Source organism: Pseudomonas sp. VE 267-6A, assembly GCF_024126555.1.
Classification (GTDB): domain Bacteria; phylum Pseudomonadota; class Gammaproteobacteria; order Pseudomonadales; family Pseudomonadaceae; genus Aquipseudomonas; species Aquipseudomonas palmensis.
Genome location: NZ_JAMYBY010000034.1, coordinates 1 through 16,808 on the forward strand (window position 1 = coordinate 1; position 16,808 = coordinate 16,808).

Genomic DNA, 16,808 nt, shown 5'->3' on the forward strand with positions numbered 1-16,808 from the left:
GTCAAGCCCGCTCCCACAAGGATTGGCGCTAACCCTGTGGGAGCGGGCTTGACCCGCGATGCGATCCGAAGGCTAGCGCCGTAAACGCCGCCACCCCATCACCACACCACTCACGCTCAGCACCAGCCCACCCAGGCTGAGCACGATCATCCACCCATCCCACAACGGCCGCCGCGTCAGCAGCGGTAGCCAGTCCCAGCTGTGCAGCAACGCGAACAGCCAGCGTGACGCGCGCCGTGGCTGGTCCAGCTGCCCCAGTACTTCACCGGTGTACAGGTCCAGATGCAGCCAGGTCTGCGCCGGGTCGTCGAAGCGCACCCGCAGCACCGGCAGACGCTTTTCAAGATGCCCGAGCATGCTCTGCTCGGCCCGCGCGTAGTAGTAGAAGTCGTAGGCCTCCAACTGCTGCACCTGCATAGCCGGCCCGATCGCCCGCGCCGCCTGCTCCAGCACCGCCCGTGGCAGACGCTGCAGCACCTGGCCGTCGTGCATCGACAGTACCCGCGTGCGTCCCGCGCCGTCCTGGCCCACCACATACCCCGCGCCCCCGATCAGCCGCCACTCCAGCTCGCGGGCGGTGAAGCCCTGGTCGGCAAAGCGCGCCAGTGCCTGGGGCACCGACAGCGGGAACGCCGCCGCATTCAGCGGCCCGCCCTGATACGCCGAGGTATCCAGCGGCTGCGCACTGCTGAACAGCCGCCACGGGTTCATCGACATCAGCCCACTGAAAATCCAGGTGATGGCCAGGGCACCGAACAGCAACCCGCCCACATGGTGCCAGCGTGCCCAGCCCTTGTACGGCGAACGCGAACCGCTGCGGTAGGGCCGGCTGAAGCGCCAGCGCATCACCCCCACCACCGCGCCCAGCAGCGCCATCACGCTGGCCGCCAGCGACAGGTAGATCACCAGGTTGCTCCACAGCCCGTCCGCGCCGATGCCGCGCAATGGATACAGCCAGTGCAGCCAGGCGCCGATCAGGTTCCAGCCGCGCTCGCTGGCGCTGGCATCGCGCACCACTTCGCCGGTCTGGCCGCTGATGTACAGCAATGTGCCGTCCATATCGCTCAACTGCACGCGATGCAGCGGCCGGTGCGCATCCAGTGCGCGCGAATGGCTCCACAGGTCTTCCTGCACCGCGTCGCGATAGGTCAGCGGCGCATGCGGGTCGTATTGCCCGGCACTGGCCAACGCCCGTTCGCGGGTGGTTGGGGCGATGCGCTGGCCGCTAGTTGCGTCCACCGCCAGGGCCTTGCCGCTGGCATAGTCGAACAGGTAAAGCGCCTGCCCGGCCACGCTGCTCAGGCGTATGCGTGCAGGTTGCGGATCGGCCACCGCCAGTGCCTCGCCCAGCGAGACGCAACAGCCCTGCGCCGACAGCGCCGGCAGGTGCGCCAGGTGCTCGCGCGGGGTCAGCTTGGGGTAGCCCACGTACAGCATCACCATGCCCGAGACGAACCACAGCGCCATGAACACGCAGGTCACGATCCCCAGCCAGCGATGCCACAGATACAGATAACGCTTCATTGCAACGCTCCATCAGGGCCGGGGCGCGAACGCCCCGGCCCGGCCCAGTCAGAAGCGGGTCTGCACCGCCAGTTCGAAGGTGCGCGGTGCACCCAGGTAGAGCATGCTCGACGAGGTCCAGCGTGCGTACACCTCGTCGGTCAGGTTGCGCACCCGCGCGGTGATGCGCGTGTCGGCATCCACCTTGTAGCCGACGAAGGCCCCGAACAGGGTGTACGACGGCGCGTAGCGGGTGTTGGCCGCATCGGCGTACACCGACGACACATAGCGGCTGTCGCCGCCCACCTGCCACTGCGGGTCCAGGTCGTAGGTCAGCCACAGGTTGGCCACCCGGTCCGGGGTATTGGTGGGGGTGTTGCCCTTGCGCGAGAACGACTGGCCGCCGACGTTTTCGTTGAACGCGTCGTACTGCGCATCGACATAGGCGAAGTTGCCTTCGGCCAGCAGTTGCGGGGTGACGCGCAGCGCCGCCGCCACCTCGATACCGCGTGACGACTGCTTGCCCACCGGCTGGGTGAAGCCGGGGTTGGCCGGGTCGGCGGTGGCCAGGTTGTCGCGCTCGATGCGGTAGGCGGCCACGGTGGCCGAACCGCGTCCGTCCAGAAAGTCGAACTTGCTGCCCACCTCCAGCTGCTTGCCGGTGCTCAGGTCGAAGTCGCGCACCTGGCCGAAGCTGGCGGTGGTGAGCATGCCGGCGGGCGGGTCGGCGGCGGTGCTGTACTGCACATACACGTTGGCCGACGGGGTCAGCTCGAACACCAGGCCCACACGCCCGGTGGTGGGCTGGTAGCGGCGTTTGAACTGCGCCGGGTTGGCCTCGTTGACGGCGCGGTAGTTGCGTACCTGCAGGTCGATGCTGTCGTGGCGCAGGCCCGTCAGCAGGGTCAGGCGATCGGTCAGGGTCAGGCGGTTCTCCAAAAAGCCGGCCCAGGTGTCGACCGTGTTCTGACGGTTCTTCTCGTAGCCGGGGAACATGCCCGGCAGGTCGTAGAAGTGTCCCGGGTCGAAGTGGTCGGGGTCGACGCTGCCGGCAGCGGTGCCCGAGCGCGGGTAGGTCATCTGCACGTTGTGGCTGTAGTCCAGGCCCGTCGACCACTGGCTGCGCAGGCCGAACAGCTGGCCGTCATGCAGCAGTTCCACGCGGTTGCCGTTGAGCTCCTGGTCGTGCCGTTGCAGCAGGCTGCCGGCGCGTTGCACGCGGCTGTTGTCGGCGTTGTAGGTGTAGGTCTCGAGATTGCGGAAGTTGCGCTCGGCGTTGTAGTGGTAAAGCGTATTGCGCAGCGAGGTGGCGTCGTCGAAACGGTACTCGGTGATCGAGCGCAGCCAGCGCACGCGCTGCTCGTAGCGCCCGTCCTCGACGTTGTAGTTCTCGAAGCGCCGGCTCTTGTCGACCTTCATCTGGCCGCCCAGCGGGTTGAGCACCGGGCTGCCCCAGTAGGGGCTGTCGACGCTCTCGTTCTGGTATTCGAGTGCCAGGGTGTGGGACAGCTGGTCGTTGATGTCGGTCAGCAGCGAGAACGCCACGCTCCAGGCATCGCGCTCCTCGCGGTCGACGTAGCCATTGCTGCGGGTATGGCTGAAATCCAGGCGCGCATGGTTGGTGTCGTTGAGTGCGTGGTTGAAGCCGAACGAGGTCTCGCTGCTGTCGTAGCTGCCATAGCTGACGCGGCCTTCATTGAAGTCTTCGTCGCGGTTGGCCAGCTTGGTGATGTAGTTGATCGAGCCGCCTACGGCGCCGGCGCCGAACAGGAAGCTGGACGGGCCGCCGACCGCTTCGACGCGGTCATAGATCCAGCTGTCGACCGGGCGTGCGGCGATCGAGTCGTACTGCACGCTGATGCCATTGAACAGCTGGGTGATCTGCGCCCCGGAAAAGCCCCGGTACGACACCGAGCCGGCCGAGCCGGGCGGGGAGGCGGCGTTCAGGCCGGGTACGCCGGCGAGCATGTCCTGGGTGGTCCTGGCGCCGCGCTGTTCGATTTGCTGGCGGTTGACGATGCTGATCGAGGCCGGGGTTTCGCGGGGCGTGAGGCCCAGGCGCGAACCGGTTTGCGAGGGGGTGTCGAGCAAAACGCCGTCCACCGGAATCGGCCGGTCGCTGACCAGTACATCGGGCAGCACGAGTGCCTCGTCGGCAACGGCGTTGAGCGACAGGGCGCAGAGCAGGGCAGTGCAGCCCTGCAAACGTGGGAAAGGGGTCATTGAGCGAACTCTGCAGGTGAGCCAACGGCACCCCCGCGCAGTGGCGCAGGCGTGTGCCGGTACGGGCAGCGGCAAGGCTGCCGGGTTGGATCAGGCCAGCAGGGGGGAGGCGCGCGGGTTGGCCGAGGGCCAGCAGTAGCGAGGTGGCGCCTTGCTGCGCAGTTCGCGGTGGTAGCGGCGCGTGCGGGTGAACGCCAGCAGCCAGCCGATCACCAGGCTCAGGGCCAGGCACACCACGGCCGCGGCACACACCGGGCAGGTTTGCAGGCTGTCCCAGCCGGCGATGGAGGCGTCGCTGTAATCGGTCTTGAGGGTCGGGCCCGGGGTGCCCATGGCCGAGCAGAAGGCTCCGCCGATGCCGTTGAGCTGCAGGCCCATCATCTGCCCGTGGCCGATACCGCAGGCGAACAGATTGAACAGGACGCTGAAGTACAGCGTCCAGGCAATCAGCGAGCGGTCGGCACGGGTAAATTTCATGGCGGCGACTTTAGCACCACCTTCCCATGCCGGGAAGGTTGAACGCCGCAGTGTCTACACCGTTTCGTCGCGTACGTGGGCCGGCTGCGGGTAATACTGCGCGAAGCTCACGTCGTCGGTCTGGTCCACGCGCTTTTTCAGGCGTTCGTTGAACGCCCGGTTCACCGCGTACTGCCCGCCCGAGGTGGTGCGGAACTGGGCGGTGAGGGTGATGCCGTTGAGGTTCATGGCGTCCACCCCGAACACCTGCAGCGGCCCTTGCAGGCTGTGGCGCAGCACCGGGTCCTCGCTGATCGACTGGCCCACCTCGCGGATCAGGTGCAGGGCGCTGTCGACATCGGTCTGGTAGCTGAACTGCACCGAGAAGAATGCATAGGCGAACTGGCGCGACTGGTTGGTGACGGCCTTGATCTGGCCGAACGGTACCGAGTGCACGAAGCCCTTGCCGTCGCGCAGGCGCAGGGTGCGGATGGTCAGGCTCTCGACGGTGCCGGCGTGGCCTGAGTCGAGCACCACCCAGTCGCCGATGGCGATGGTGTCCTCGATCAGGATGAACAGGCCGGTGATCACGTCCTGTACCAGCTGCTGCGAACCGAAACCGATGGCCAGGCCGACCACCCCGGCACCGGCCAGCAGCGGCGCCACGTTGATGCCCAGGTTGGCCATGGTGGTGATGGTGCAGATCACCACCAGCACGATCTTCACCGCGTTGCGCAGCATCGGCAGGATGGTGCGCACCCGTGTGCTGGGCTGGCGCGAAGCGCGCCGGCCGGCGCTGGGCTTGAGGGCTTCCTGGATGGCGGTGTCGATCACCACCCACAGCAGCCAGGTGACCAGCAAGATCAACCCGATGCTGCTCAGCGAATCGCTGATTGCCCGGCCCAGGCTGTTGCGCACGGCGAATTCGAGCACCGAAAAGCCCCAGATGCGCCCCAGCAGCTCGATGAAGGCGATGGCCATGCCGATGCGCAGCAGCGCGTGGGCGAGGTTGCGCACCAGTTCCTTGTAGGGGCGAAGACGCTGGCCGGGGTCGACCTCGCGGGACTTGAACAGGTGCTGCAGCACCGTGCTCAGGAACACCGTGCCCACCAGCAGCACCGTGGTCAGCAGGGCCTTTTGCAGGGCCTTCTGGCTTTCTTCGCCGGCGCCGATCAGGTTGATCGCCGATACCAGGATCATCATCAGGATCGGCAGGTACCACAGCCACGAAAAGATCCGCAGGGTTTCCTGCAGGGCGCGGTGTTGCAGGCGGTCGTGCAGGTCGCGGTTGCGGATCAGGTGGGCCACCGGGCGGCGCAGGCGGATCACCAGCGCGGCGAAGGCGAAGGTGGCCAGCAGGCCGGTGATCACCGCGATGCTGCTGGTGAGGTTGCCACCGATCTGGCGGGTGATCTGCGGGCTGGTCAGGGCGTCGGCCCAGGCGGCGAGAAAGCCGATCATGAACAACGGGCGTGGCGCGATCTTGCGGATGATGCGCACGGCGGTGCGCTTGTGGCCGGTGTCGAACACGGTGATCAGGCACAGGATGATCGACGTCGAGAACAGGCCGCTGCTGGTGGCGTAGGCCAGGCTCAGGCCCAGCGCGCGGCCGATAGAGGGGTCGAGCAGGCGCGTGCTGGCGTAGAGGGTGGCGGGCAGGCTGGCCAGGGCCGGCAGGGTGTAGGGCAGCAGGTAGCCGAGCAGTTTCTGCAACCGCGGACGTTCGCGCAGCGGGCGCCTGCGATTGATGTGGTGGGACAGCACGCGGCCCAGGCTGGTGAGCACGCCGAACACCACCAGCCAGGTGAGGCTGAGCAGGGCAAAGTCCACCAGCAGGTCGAAGGAGTCTTCGGCGTGGCGGTCGACCAGCTGGTTGGCCTCCTTGCTGGCGCGATTGGCGCGCAGGCGCCAGGCGTCGACCAGGTGACCGTCGACGTCGATTTCCTGGGTGACGCTGTCGAGGCTGTTGGCCAGCGCGCCGAGCAGGCCGCCCTGAACCACGGGTTCCGGGGCTTTTTCGGCGGTTTCGGCGCTGTCGGTGCCGGGGATGAGGCTGGCGGCGAGCAGTTGCGTGCTGAGCAGGCAACCGAGCAGCAGGGTGAGCAATCGGGTCACTGGGCACTCCTTGAGCCGTGAATGACGGAAAGGGTAGTCCAAGGAACTGATCGGTATTTGCCGGGCAAGTTCGAAACCGAGGTGAATTCATCGCGGGTCAAGCCCGCTCCCACAGGTGCGACATCGCCCTTGAAATCGGCACATCACCTTGTGGCAGCGGGCTTGAACCGCGACAGGCCCGAACGCCGGCCACAAAAAATCCGGGGCCCGTCACAGGCCCCGGATTCGTCACCCGGCCTTACTGCCCGGTGTAGATCTGGTCGAAGATCCCGCCGTCGTTGAAGTGGGTCTTCTGCACGGTGCGCCAGTCACCGAAGGTCTTTTCCACCGACAGGAAGTCGACTTTGGGGAAGCGGTCGGTGTACTTGGCCAGCACGGTCGCGTCGCGTGGGCGCAGGTAGTTGTTGGCGGCAATTTCCTGGGCTTCAGGCGACCACAGGTACTTCAGGTACTCCTCGGCGGTGGCACGGCTTTTCTTCTTGTCCACCACCTTGTCGACCACGCTCACCGGCGGCTCGGCTTCGGCCGACACGCTCGGGTAGATCACCTCGAACTGGTCGCGACCGAATTCGCGCGCGATCATCTCGGCTTCGTTCTCGAAGGTCACCAGCACGTCGCCGATCTGGTTGGTCATGAAGGTGGTGGTCGCGGCACGGCCACCGGTATCGAGCACCGGTGCCTGCTTGAACAGCTTGCCGACGAAGTCCTTGGCCTTGTTCTCGTCACCGCCGTTCTTGAGCACATAGCCCCATGCCGACAGGTAGGTGTAGCGGCCGTTGCCCGAGGTCTTGGGGTTGGGCACGATCACCTGTACGCCGTCCTTGAGCAGGTCGGGCCAGTCCTTCAGGGCCTTGGGGTTGCCCTTGCGCACGATGAACACGGTGGCGGAGGTGAAGGGCGCGCTGTTGTTGGGCAGGCGGGTGACCCAGTTGTCCGGCACCAGTTTGCCGTTGTCGGCCAGGGCATTGATGTCGGTGGCCATGTTCATGGTGATGACGTCGGCAGGTAGGCCGTCGATCACCGAGCGCGCCTGCTTGCTCGAACCGCCGAAGGACATCTGCACGTTGATCTTCTCTTTGTGCTCGGCTTCCCAGTGCTTCTGGAACGCGGCGTTGTAGTCCTTGTAGAAGTCGCGCATCACGTCGTAGGAGACGTTGAGCAGGGTGGTCGGGGCGGCCTGGGCGAGGTTGCCCAGGGCCAGGCCTGCGGCCAGAAGCGAGGCACCAAAGAGTTTTTTCACTGCGCATTCCTTGTTCGAGTTGGGAGAAAGGCATTATGCCAGCGACTATAGCGGCTCGGCCTTAGTCGCTTAAAGATTAAAAAGTGCTGTGGTTATTCCATTTTCTTGAACAGCGCATTGCCGCAGCGTGAACAGAACGCGGCGCTCTGCTCGTGGCTGCCCTTGTGGCAGGTGGGGCAGGCGTGCTGCAGCTGCTCGCCGCGCATGGCGTTGGCCAGCTCGGCAGTGAAGATGCCGGTGGGCACGGCGATGATCGAATAGCCGGTGATCATCACCAGCGAGGAAATCACCTGGCCCAGCGGGGTCTTGGGCACGATGTCGCCAAAGCCCACGGTGGTCAGGGTCACGATGGCCCAGTAGATGCCCTTGGGGATGCTGGTGAAGCCGTGTTCCGGGCCTTCGACCACGTACATCAGGGTGCCGAACACCGTGACCAGGGTCGACACGCTGACCAGGAACACGATGATCTTCTGCTTGCTGCCGCGCAGCGCCGACATCAGGTAGTTGGCCTGCTTGAGGTACGGGCCGAGCTTGAGCACGCGGAAGATGCGCAGCATGCGGATCACGCGGATGATCAGCAGGTACTGCGCGTCACTGTAGTAGATGGCGATGATGCCCGGCACGATCGCCAGCAGGTCCACCAGCCCGTAGAAGCTGAAGGCATAGCGCAGCGGCTTGGGCGAACAGTACAGGCGGGTGAGGTATTCGGCCAGGAAGATGGCGGTAAAGCCCCACTCGATCCAGGCCAGCAGCCCGGCGTAGCCCTGGTGGACCTCGTCGATGCTGTCGAGGATGACGGTGATCAGGCTGGCCAGGATGATCAGCAGCAGAATGCTGTCGAAGCGCCGGCCGGCCACGGTGTCGGCTTGAAAGACGATGACGTAGAGCCGCTCGCGCCAGCTCGAAGGGGTGCTCATGGGCGCTTTCCATTACAAGATGGAGCAGAGCCTAGGGGCTGGCCCGCAGCTGTGCAAGCGGGCGACGTCGGGCAGCGGTACCCAGTTGCAGCAGCCAGCAGGCGAGGATGAACGGCGCGGTCAGGCCCGGCACCGGCAACAGGCCCAGCAGCGGTTGCAGCACGATGGCCAGAACGATGGCCAGCAACGGCCGCCAGGGTTGTGCGCGGGTCTGGCTGAAGGCCAGCGCGGCCAGCGCCGCATTGAAACCGTACAGGCCGTAGTAGCCGGCGCCGGCCTCGCCACCGAGCAGCGCCACGCTGCCGCCCAGGGCGGCGCCCAGTAGCGCCCAGGCGGCGGCGTAGCGGTTGGCGATCAGCAGGCCCAGGGCAATCAGCAGGCCAGCCAGCGGCTGGTCGAGCAGGAAGATCTGGCCCAGGCCGCGGCCCAGGGCGAACAGCGGGTTGGCCGCGACCGGGGCGTAGCCGGCGCTGGAAGGCTCGGCCAGCGCCAGTACCGCCCAGCCGATCAGCACGAAGGGCGCGGTGTAGGCGGGCAGCAGGCGGGGGCTTTTGCGCTTGAGCCACTGGTGCACCAGCATGCTGCTCAGGCCCGCAGCGGCGATGATCAGCGGGGGCAGCAGGGCCGACCAGGGCAGTGCGTGGCTGAGCAGCAGGCCCAGCAGCACGCCGTTGTAGCTGTACAGGCCGGCCTGGCGGTCGGCGCGGTTGTAGCCGCGGCGCTGCGCGGTGAGCAGCCCGGCAAGGGCGCCCAGCAGCGCACCGCCGATGAGTTCGGGGGCGGTGATCAGGATGGCCAGCAGGCACAGCAGGCCGCACAGCGGGTTGCGCTGCAGCAGCACCTGACTGAAACCGTTGAGCAAGGCGGTGGCCCAGTCGGGGCACGGGTTGACGAAGTTCTTGGTGTACATGGCAGTGGGTCAGGGTGGGTGGAGTGGGGCGCCTCTTCGGGCTATGTTGTCCCACGGTGTGGTGTGTCAGTGCGCCCATCGCGGGTCAAGCCCGCTCCCACAAGGGCCGATGTGATCCTTGTGGGAGCGGGCTTGACCCGCGATGGGCGGCGCAGCCGCCCCAATCAAATCAGAGCAGGGTTTCGATCCGCAGCGTATTGGTCGACCCCGGCTTGCCAAAAGGCACACCGGCAGTGATCAACAGGATGTCGCCACGGCTGGCCATGCCCTGGGCCTGGGCAATCTCCAGTGCCGTGGACACCACTTCGTCTACCTGGCGCAACCGATCGTTGACCACCGAATGCACGCCCCAGGCCACGCTCAGGCGCCGTGCGGTGTTGAGGTTGGGGGTCAGGTTGAGGATCGGTGCACGCGGCCGTTCACGCGCTGCGCGCAGGGTCGAGTTGCCCGACTCGCTGTAGTTCACCAGCACCGCCACCGGCAGGATGCCGCTGATGCGACGGATCGCGCAGCTGATCGCATCCGACACCGTGGCCTCGGCCTGTGGCCGGCCCACGTCCAGCTGGGCCTGGTAGTCCGGGCCGCTTTCGACCTGGCGGATGATCTTGCTCATCATCTGCACCGCTTCGAGCGGGTAGTCGCCCGAGGCGGTCTCGGCCGACAGCATCACCGCATCGGCGCCCTCGGCCACGGCGTTGGCCACGTCGGTGACCTCGGCGCGGGTCGGGGCCGGGCTGAAGCGCATCGACTCGAGCATCTGCGTGGCCACCACCACCGGGCGGCCCAGCTGGCGGCAGGTGGTGATGATGCGCTGCTGGATCTGCGGCACGCTTTCGGCCGGCACTTCCACGCCCAGGTCGCCACGGGCGACCATGATCGCGTCGCTCAACTGGGCAATCTCGCGCAGTTGCGTGACCGCCGAGGGCTTCTCGATCTTGGCCATCAGGTAGGCCCGGTCGCCGATCAGCTGGCGCGCCTCGATGATGTCTTCAGGGCGCTGCACGAACGACAGGGCCACCCAGTCCACGCCCAGTTCCAGGCCGAAGGTCAGGTCGCGACGGTCCTTTTCGGTCAGCGGGCTGAGCTCGAGCAGCGCCTGGGGCACGTTCACGCCCTTGCGGTCGGACAGTTCGCCGCCGTTGAGCACCTCGGTGTCGATGGCGTCGGCGTGCTTGGCGGTCACGCGCAGGCGCAGTTTGCCGTCATCGAGCAGCAGGTCCATGCCCGGCTCCAGCGCGGCGATGATCTCCGGGTGGGGCAGGTTGACCCGCTGTGCATCGCCCGGTGTGGCATCCATGTCCAGGCGCAGGGCCTGGCCGCGTTGCAGTTGCACCTTGCCTTCGGCAAAACGCCCGACACGCAGCTTGGGGCCCTGCAGGTCCATGAGGATGCCCAGCGGGTAGTTGAGCTGGCGCTCCACTTCGCGGATCCATTCGAAACGCATGGCGTGGTCGGCGTGCTCGCCGTGGCTGAAGTTCAGGCGAAAGATGTTCACCCCGGCTTCGACCAGCTGACGGATGTCGTCGATGCCTTTGGTCGCGGGGCCGAGGGTGGCGAGGATTTTGACTTTCTTGTCAGGCGTCATGTTGTGCGGTCTCGAGAATCAGGATGGCGCGAAAATCGTTGACGTTGGTGCGCGTGGGCTCGGTAACGATCAAGGCGTCGAGCGCGGCGAAGTAACCGTAGCCATTGTTGTTGTCCAGCTCGTCCGCCGCCGACAGGCCCTGGGCCTGGGCACGCGCATAGCTGTCGGGGGTCATGAAGGCCCCGGCGTTGTCTTCGGAGCCGTCGATGCCGTCGGTGTCACCGGCCAGTGCGTACACGCCGGGCAACCCCTTGAGGCTTTCGGTGAGACTGAGCAGGAACTCGGCGTTGCGCCCGCCGCGGCCATTGCCGCGCACGGTGACGGTGGTTTCGCCGCCCGACAGGATCACGCAGGGCGCCGCCAGTGGCTGGCCGTGCTGCACGATCTGGCGCGCGATGCCGGCATGCACCTTGGCCACTTCACGCGACTCACCCTCCAGGTCACCCAGGATCAGCGGGCTGAAGCCGGCCTGGCGCGCCTTTACCGCAGCGGCCTCCAGCGACTGCTGGGGGCGGGCGATCAGCTGGAAGTGGCTGCGGGCCAGGGCCGGGTCATCGGCCTTGACGGTTTCGGAGGCCGGGTTGTTCAGCCACGCGGTGACGGCGGCCGGGGCCTGGATGTTGTAGCGCTTGAGGATCGCCAGCGCTTCGGCCGAGGTGCTCGGGTCGGCCACGGTGGGGCCGGAGGCGATCACGGTGGCGAGGTCGCCGGGTACGTCGGAAATCGCGTAGGTGTACACCGTGGCCGGCCAGCAGGCCTTGGCCAGGCGGCCGCCCTTGATCGCCGAGAGGTGCTTGCGCACGCAGTTCATCTCGCCGATGGTGGCGCCGGATTTGAGCAGGGCCTTGTTGACCTGCTGCTTGTCGGCCAGGGTCAGGCCTTCGGCGGGCAGGGCCAGCAGGGCGGAACCTCCGCCGGAGAGCAGGAAGATCACCCTGTCGTCGGCGCTGAGGTTGCTGACCATCGCCAGCACACGCTTGGCCACGGCCAGGCCGGCGGCGTCCGGTACCGGGTGAGCGGCTTCGACCACTTCGATCTTGCTGCAGCTGGCGCCGTGGCCGTAGCGGGTCACGACCAGGCCCGAGACCTCGCCCTGCCAGCTGCGCTCGACCACTTCGGCCATGGCGGCGGCGGCCTTGCCGGCGCCGATGACGATGACGCGGCCGCTGCGGTCGCTGGGCAGGTGGGCTTCGAGCACCTGGCGTGGATGCGCGGCATCGATGGCCGTGGCGAACAGCTCGCGCAGAAAGTGTTGCGGATCGACCGACATGGCAGGCTCCCAAATCTTATTGTTTTGCAGAATCGAAAACGCCCCTGGGCCTGCCTCCGTGCAGACGGGCCCAAGGGCGGGTGGTGCTCTTTAGCGCGGCAAGCTTCAGGCTACAAGCTGCAAGAGACAGCGGACCGATGCGCGGTCTGCCGGTCTTGCCGCATGAAACCTGCCGCTTGACGCTTACTTGTCGCCGCGGATCGAGAAGTTGGCCATGTGCTCAAGGCCCTTGACCAGCGCCGAGTGGTCCCAGTTGGCGCCACCGATGGCCGCGCAGGTGCTGAACACCTGTTGGGCATTGGCGGTGTTGGGCAGGTTGATGTTCAGCTCCTTGGCACCCTGCAGGGCCAGGTTCAGGTCCTTCTGGTGCAGGCTGATGCGAAAGCCCGGGTCGAAGGTGCCCTTGATCATGCGCTCGCCGTGCACTTCGAGGATTTTCGAGGAGGCAAAGCCGCCCATCAGCGCTTCGCGCACCTTGGCCGGGTCGGCGCCGTTCTTGGCGGCGAACAGCAGGGCTTCGGCAACGGCCTGGATGTTCAGGGCCACGATGATCTGGTTGGCGACCTTGGCGGTCTGGCCGTCACCACTGCCACCCACGTGGGTGATGTTCTTGCCCATGGCCTGGAACAGCGGCTGGGCACGTTCGAAGGCTTTGGGGCAACCGCCGACCATGATGCTCAGGGTCGCGGCCTTGGCGCCGACTTCACCACCGGACACTGGGGCGTCGAGGTAGGTGGCGCCGGTGGCCTTGATCTTCTCGGCGAAGGCTTTGGTGGCGGTAGGGGAGATCGAGCTCATGTCGATCACCACCTTGTTCGGGCCAATGCCCTGGGCCACGCCGTTTTCACCGAACAGCACGGCTTCGACCTGGGGGGTGTCCGGCACCATGACGATGATGAATTCGGCTTCCTGGGCCACTTCCTTGGGGTTGGCCAGGGCCACGCCGCCGGCGGCGATCAGGTCGCTCGGCGCGGCGCCGTGGTGCGAGGAAAGGAACAGGCTGTGACCTGCCTTCTGCAGGTTCTGAGCCATTGGAAGGCCCATGATGCCGGTGCCGATGAATCCGATTTTAGCCATGAGAGTTGCCTCTTGTATTTGTTGTGGGGACCCTGTGGGAGCGGGCTTGACCCGCGATAGCGGCGGTGAACGCGCTATCGCATCGCGGGTCAGGCCCGCTCCCACAGGAAATGCGTCCCGGCAGAAAGATGATTAGATCGCGTTGTGGGTCTTGAGCCAGCCAAGGCCCGCTTCGGTGGTGGTCAGCGGCTTGTATTCGCAGCCTACCCAGCCCTGGTAGCCGATACGGTCCAGGTGCTCGAACAGGAAGCGGTAGTTGATCTCGCCGGTGCCCGGCTCGTTGCGGCCCGGGTTGTCGGCCAGCTGGATGTGGTTGATCTTGGCCAGGTTGCCTTCCATCGTGCGGGCCAGGTCACCTTCCATGATCTGCATGTGGTAGATGTCGTACTGCAGGAACAGGTTGGTGCTGCCCACTTCGGCCTGGATCTCCAGCGCCTGCTTGGTGGTGTTCAGGTAGAAGCCCGGGATGTCGCGGGTGTTGATCATCTCCATCACCAGCTTGATGCCTGCTGCCTGCAGCTTGTCGGCGGCGAACTTCAGGTTGTCGACGAAGGTCTTGCGCACCGTGGCGCAGTCCGGGCCTTGTGGGCGAATGCCGGCCAGGCAGTTGACCTGGGTGTTGCCCAGTACCTGGGCGTAGGCAATGGCCAGGTCCACGCCGGCACGGAATTCCTCGACACGGGACGGGTCGCAGGCGATGCCGCGATCACCCTTGGCCCAGTCGCCGGCCGGCAGGTTGAACAGCACCTGGGTCAGGCCGTTGCTGTCCAGGTGCTGCTTGATTTCAGCCGAGCTGAAATCGTACGGGAAGAGGTACTCGACCCCGCTGAAGCCGGCGTCGGCAGCAGCCTTGAAACGGGCGAGAAAGTCCTGCTCGGTGAACAGCATGGACAGGTTGGCGGCGAAACGAGGCATGGTTGTCTCCTTGCAAAAGTGGGCCCTGTGCGCGGGGCAGCAGGGCCGCTACAACAGTCAGTCGAGCAGCGAGATCGCGGTTGGCGCGTCGTTGCCGACCAGCGCCAGGTCTTCGAATTCGTTGACCGCGTTGATTTCGGTACCCATGGAAATATTGGTCACGCGCTCGAGGATCACCTCGACCACGACCGGCACCTTGAACTCTTCGGCCATCTGCTGGGCCTTGCGCAGGGCCGGCTGGATTTCTTCCGGCTTGAACACGCGCAGTGCCTTGCAACCCAGACCTTCTACAACCGCGACGTGGTCCACGCCGTAGCCGTTCAGTTCCGGGGCGTTGAGGTTCTCGAACGCCAGCTGTACACAGTAATCCATCTCGAAGCCGCGTTGGGCCTGGCGGATCAGCCCCAGGTAGGAGTTGTTCACCACCACGTGGATGTACGGCAGGTTGAACTGCGCGCCCACCGCCAGCTCTTCGATCATGAACTGGAAGTCATAGTCGCCCGACAGTGCCACGACCTTGCGCGACGGGTCGGCCTTGACCACGCCCAGTGCCGCAGGAATGGTCCAGCCCAGCGGGCCGGCCTGGCCGCAGTTGATCCAGTGACGCGGCTTGTACACGTGCAGGAACTGCGCACCGGCGATCTGCGACAGGCCGATGGTGCTGACGTAGCAGGTGTCCTTGCCGAACACCTGGTTCATTTCCTGGTACACGCGCTGCGGCTTGACCGGCACGTTGTCGAAGTGGGTCTTGCGGTGCAGGCTGGCCTTGCGCTGCTGGCAGTCCTTGAGCCACTCGCCACGGTCCTTGAGCTTGCCGGCGGCTTTCCACTCGCGGGCCACTTCCAGGAACACGTCCAGTGCGGCGCCGGCGTCGGACACGATACCCAGGTCCGGGGTGAACACGCGGCCGATCTGGGTCGGTTCGATGTCGACGTGAATGAAGCGACGGCCTTCGGTGTACACATCCACCGAGCCGGTATGGCGGTTGGCCCAGCGGTTGCCGATGCCCAGCACCACGTCCGACTTGAGCATGGTCGCGTTGCCGTAGCGGTGCGAGGTCTGCAGGCCGACCATGCCCACCATCAGCGGGTGGTCGTCAGGGATGGTGCCCCAGCCCATCAGGGTCGGAATGACCGGGATACCGGTGAGTTCGGCGAATTCCACCAGCTTGTCGCTGGCATCGGCGTTGATGATGCCGCCACCGGCCACCAGCAGCGGACGCTCGGCGGAGTCGAGCATGGCCAGGGCCTTCTCGACCTGCACGCGGTTGGCCGACGGCTTGCTCACCGGCAGCGGCTGGTAGGCGTCGATGTCGAATTCGATCTCGGCCATCTGCACGTCGAACGGCAGGTCGATCAGTACCGGGCCAGGACGGCCGGTGCGCATTTCATAGAAGGCTTTCTGGAACGCATACGGCACCTGGCCAGGTTCGAGCACGGTGGTGGCCCACTTGGTGACCGGCTTGACGATGCTGGTGATGTCGACGGCCTGGAAGTCTTCCTTGTGCAGGCGCGAGCGGGGCGCCTGGCCGGTGATGCACAGGATCGGGATGGAGTCGGCCGAGGCGCTGTACAGGCCGGTGACCATGTCGGTGCCGGCAGGGCCGGAGGTGCCGATGCACACGCCGATGTTGCCGGCCTTGGTACGGGTGTAGCCCTCGGCCATGTGCGAGGCACCTTCCACGTGACGAGCAAGGACGTGATCGATGCCGCCGACTTTCTTCAGGGCCGAATACAGCGGGTTGATCGCGGCGCCCGGGATGCCGAATGCGGTGTCGACGCCTTCACGGCGCATGACCAGCACGGCTGCATCGATTGCTCTCATTTTGCTCATGGTTTTGTGCCTCTTAGATTTTGTAATTGTATACAAATTGCTTTTCGACAGAGTGTATTCACGGCAGGCGACTCTGGTCAATCCATTTTCATCCGCCACCGGGTGCTTTCGTCGTTACCCCGTAAAAAAGGGGTTGTGACGGGTTTTGGTCGGATGGAGTGAATTATTGTATACAAAAATATTCTTCATTGTGTTCTATTTGTTGTATTGGTTTTTCACTTGCCCACGTGGGCTTCTAACAACAAGAGGACCTTTGGATGAACGTTCTGAGCTTGAAAGTAGCGGTGAGCCTGGTGAATGGCGCGCTGGCGGCCGGCCGCAGGATTTCGGCGGCGCCGCTGACCGTGGTGGTGCTCGATGCCGGTGGGCATCTGCTGACCCTGCAGCGCGAGGACGGCGCCAGCCTGCTGCGTCCGCAGGTGGCGATGGGCAAGGCGTGGGGGGCGATTGCGCTGGGCAAGGGCTCGCGCCTGCTGGCGCTGGACGCGCAGCAGCGCCCGGCGTTCTTTGCCGCGCTCAACGGGTTGGGCCAGAGCCCGGTGGTGCCGGCGCCGGGTGGGGTGCTGATTCGGGATCAGAGCGGGGCAGTGCTGGGCGCGATCGGCATCAGCGGTGATACGTCGGATATCGACGAGCAGTGCGCGATCAGTGCGATCGAAGAGGCGGGGTTGACGGCGGATGCGGGGGTAGCGGCTTAAGGCCCTATCGCGGGTCAAGCCCGCTCCCACAAAGATCACTGGTGTTTTTGTGGGAGCGGGCTTGAC

At 65.7% G+C, this 16,808-nt stretch carries 13 protein-coding genes; 1 reads left to right on the forward strand and 12 read right to left on the reverse strand.

The genetic code is table 11. The features are described from left to right. Window positions 1-72: 72 nt before the first annotated feature. The 12 genes from NJH59_RS25135 to gcl all read right to left on the reverse strand — a co-directional run bounded on the left by NJH59_RS25135 (window position 73) and on the right by gcl (window position 16,044). Window positions 73-1,524, reverse strand: a complete 1,452-nt coding sequence (locus NJH59_RS25135) for a PepSY domain-containing protein (protein WP_253087449.1) — start codon at window positions 1,522-1,524, stop codon at window positions 73-75. A 48-nt stretch (window positions 1,525-1,572) separates the two neighbouring features. After that, window positions 1,573-3,726 (reverse strand): TonB-dependent receptor, encoded by a 2,154-nt coding sequence (locus NJH59_RS25140; RefSeq protein WP_043859886.1) that lies wholly within the window; start codon window positions 3,724-3,726, stop codon window positions 1,573-1,575. Between the two features lie 90 nt (window positions 3,727-3,816). Continuing rightward, window positions 3,817-4,203, reverse strand: coding sequence for a DUF2946 domain-containing protein (locus NJH59_RS25145; RefSeq protein WP_043859887.1), 387 nt, complete (start codon window positions 4,201-4,203; stop codon window positions 3,817-3,819). A gap of 54 nt (window positions 4,204-4,257) precedes the next feature. Beyond that, the gene (locus NJH59_RS25150) at window positions 4,258-6,297 is read right to left on the reverse strand and encodes a mechanosensitive ion channel domain-containing protein (RefSeq protein WP_043859888.1); all 2,040 of its coding nucleotides are present in this window, start codon (window positions 6,295-6,297) and stop codon (window positions 4,258-4,260) included. A gap of 238 nt (window positions 6,298-6,535) precedes the next feature. Then, window positions 6,536-7,537 carry a sulfate ABC transporter substrate-binding protein gene (locus tag NJH59_RS25155; protein ID WP_043859889.1) on the reverse strand — a complete coding sequence of 334 codons (1,002 nt, stop codon included), beginning with the start codon at window positions 7,535-7,537 and terminating at the stop codon, window positions 6,536-6,538. Window positions 7,538-7,629: 92 nt separating this feature from the next. Next, the gene (locus tag NJH59_RS25160) at window positions 7,630-8,454 is read right to left on the reverse strand and encodes an ion transporter (protein WP_043859890.1); all 825 of its coding nucleotides are present in this window, start codon (window positions 8,452-8,454) and stop codon (window positions 7,630-7,632) included. Between the two features lie 31 nt (window positions 8,455-8,485). Next, window positions 8,486-9,364, reverse strand: coding sequence for an urea transporter (locus NJH59_RS25165; RefSeq protein WP_058542041.1), 879 nt, complete (start codon window positions 9,362-9,364; stop codon window positions 8,486-8,488). Between the two features lie 169 nt (window positions 9,365-9,533). Further along, a complete protein-coding gene (gene pyk, locus NJH59_RS25170) occupies window positions 9,534-10,949 on the reverse strand; it encodes a pyruvate kinase (RefSeq protein WP_253087450.1) in 1,416 nt (471 codons plus the stop codon). Next, window positions 10,939-12,219 carry a glycerate kinase gene (locus NJH59_RS25175; protein ID WP_100634360.1) on the reverse strand — a complete coding sequence of 427 codons (1,281 nt, stop codon included), beginning with the start codon at window positions 12,217-12,219 and terminating at the stop codon, window positions 10,939-10,941. Before NJH59_RS25175 ends, pyk begins: the two co-directional genes overlap by 11 nt. Before the next feature lie 183 nt (window positions 12,220-12,402). Further along, entirely contained in the window at window positions 12,403-13,296 is an 894-nt protein-coding gene (locus NJH59_RS25180; RefSeq protein WP_054915604.1) for a 2-hydroxy-3-oxopropionate reductase, read from the reverse strand. A gap of 132 nt (window positions 13,297-13,428) precedes the next feature. Next, the gene (gene hyi / locus NJH59_RS25185; RefSeq protein ID WP_054915603.1) at window positions 13,429-14,211 is read right to left on the reverse strand and encodes a hydroxypyruvate isomerase; all 783 of its coding nucleotides are present in this window, start codon (window positions 14,209-14,211) and stop codon (window positions 13,429-13,431) included. Between the two features lie 57 nt (window positions 14,212-14,268). Beyond that, on the reverse strand, window positions 14,269-16,044 hold the full coding sequence (gene gcl, locus NJH59_RS25190; RefSeq protein WP_043859896.1) for a glyoxylate carboligase: 1,776 nt from the start codon (window positions 16,042-16,044) through the stop codon (window positions 14,269-14,271). A 257-nt stretch (window positions 16,045-16,301) separates the two neighbouring features. Between gcl and NJH59_RS25195 the strand changes: the two genes are divergently transcribed. Next, window positions 16,302-16,742 carry a heme-binding protein gene (locus NJH59_RS25195; protein ID WP_054915601.1) on the forward strand — a complete coding sequence of 147 codons (441 nt, stop codon included), beginning with the start codon at window positions 16,302-16,304 and terminating at the stop codon, window positions 16,740-16,742. Window positions 16,743-16,808 lie beyond the last annotated feature (66 nt).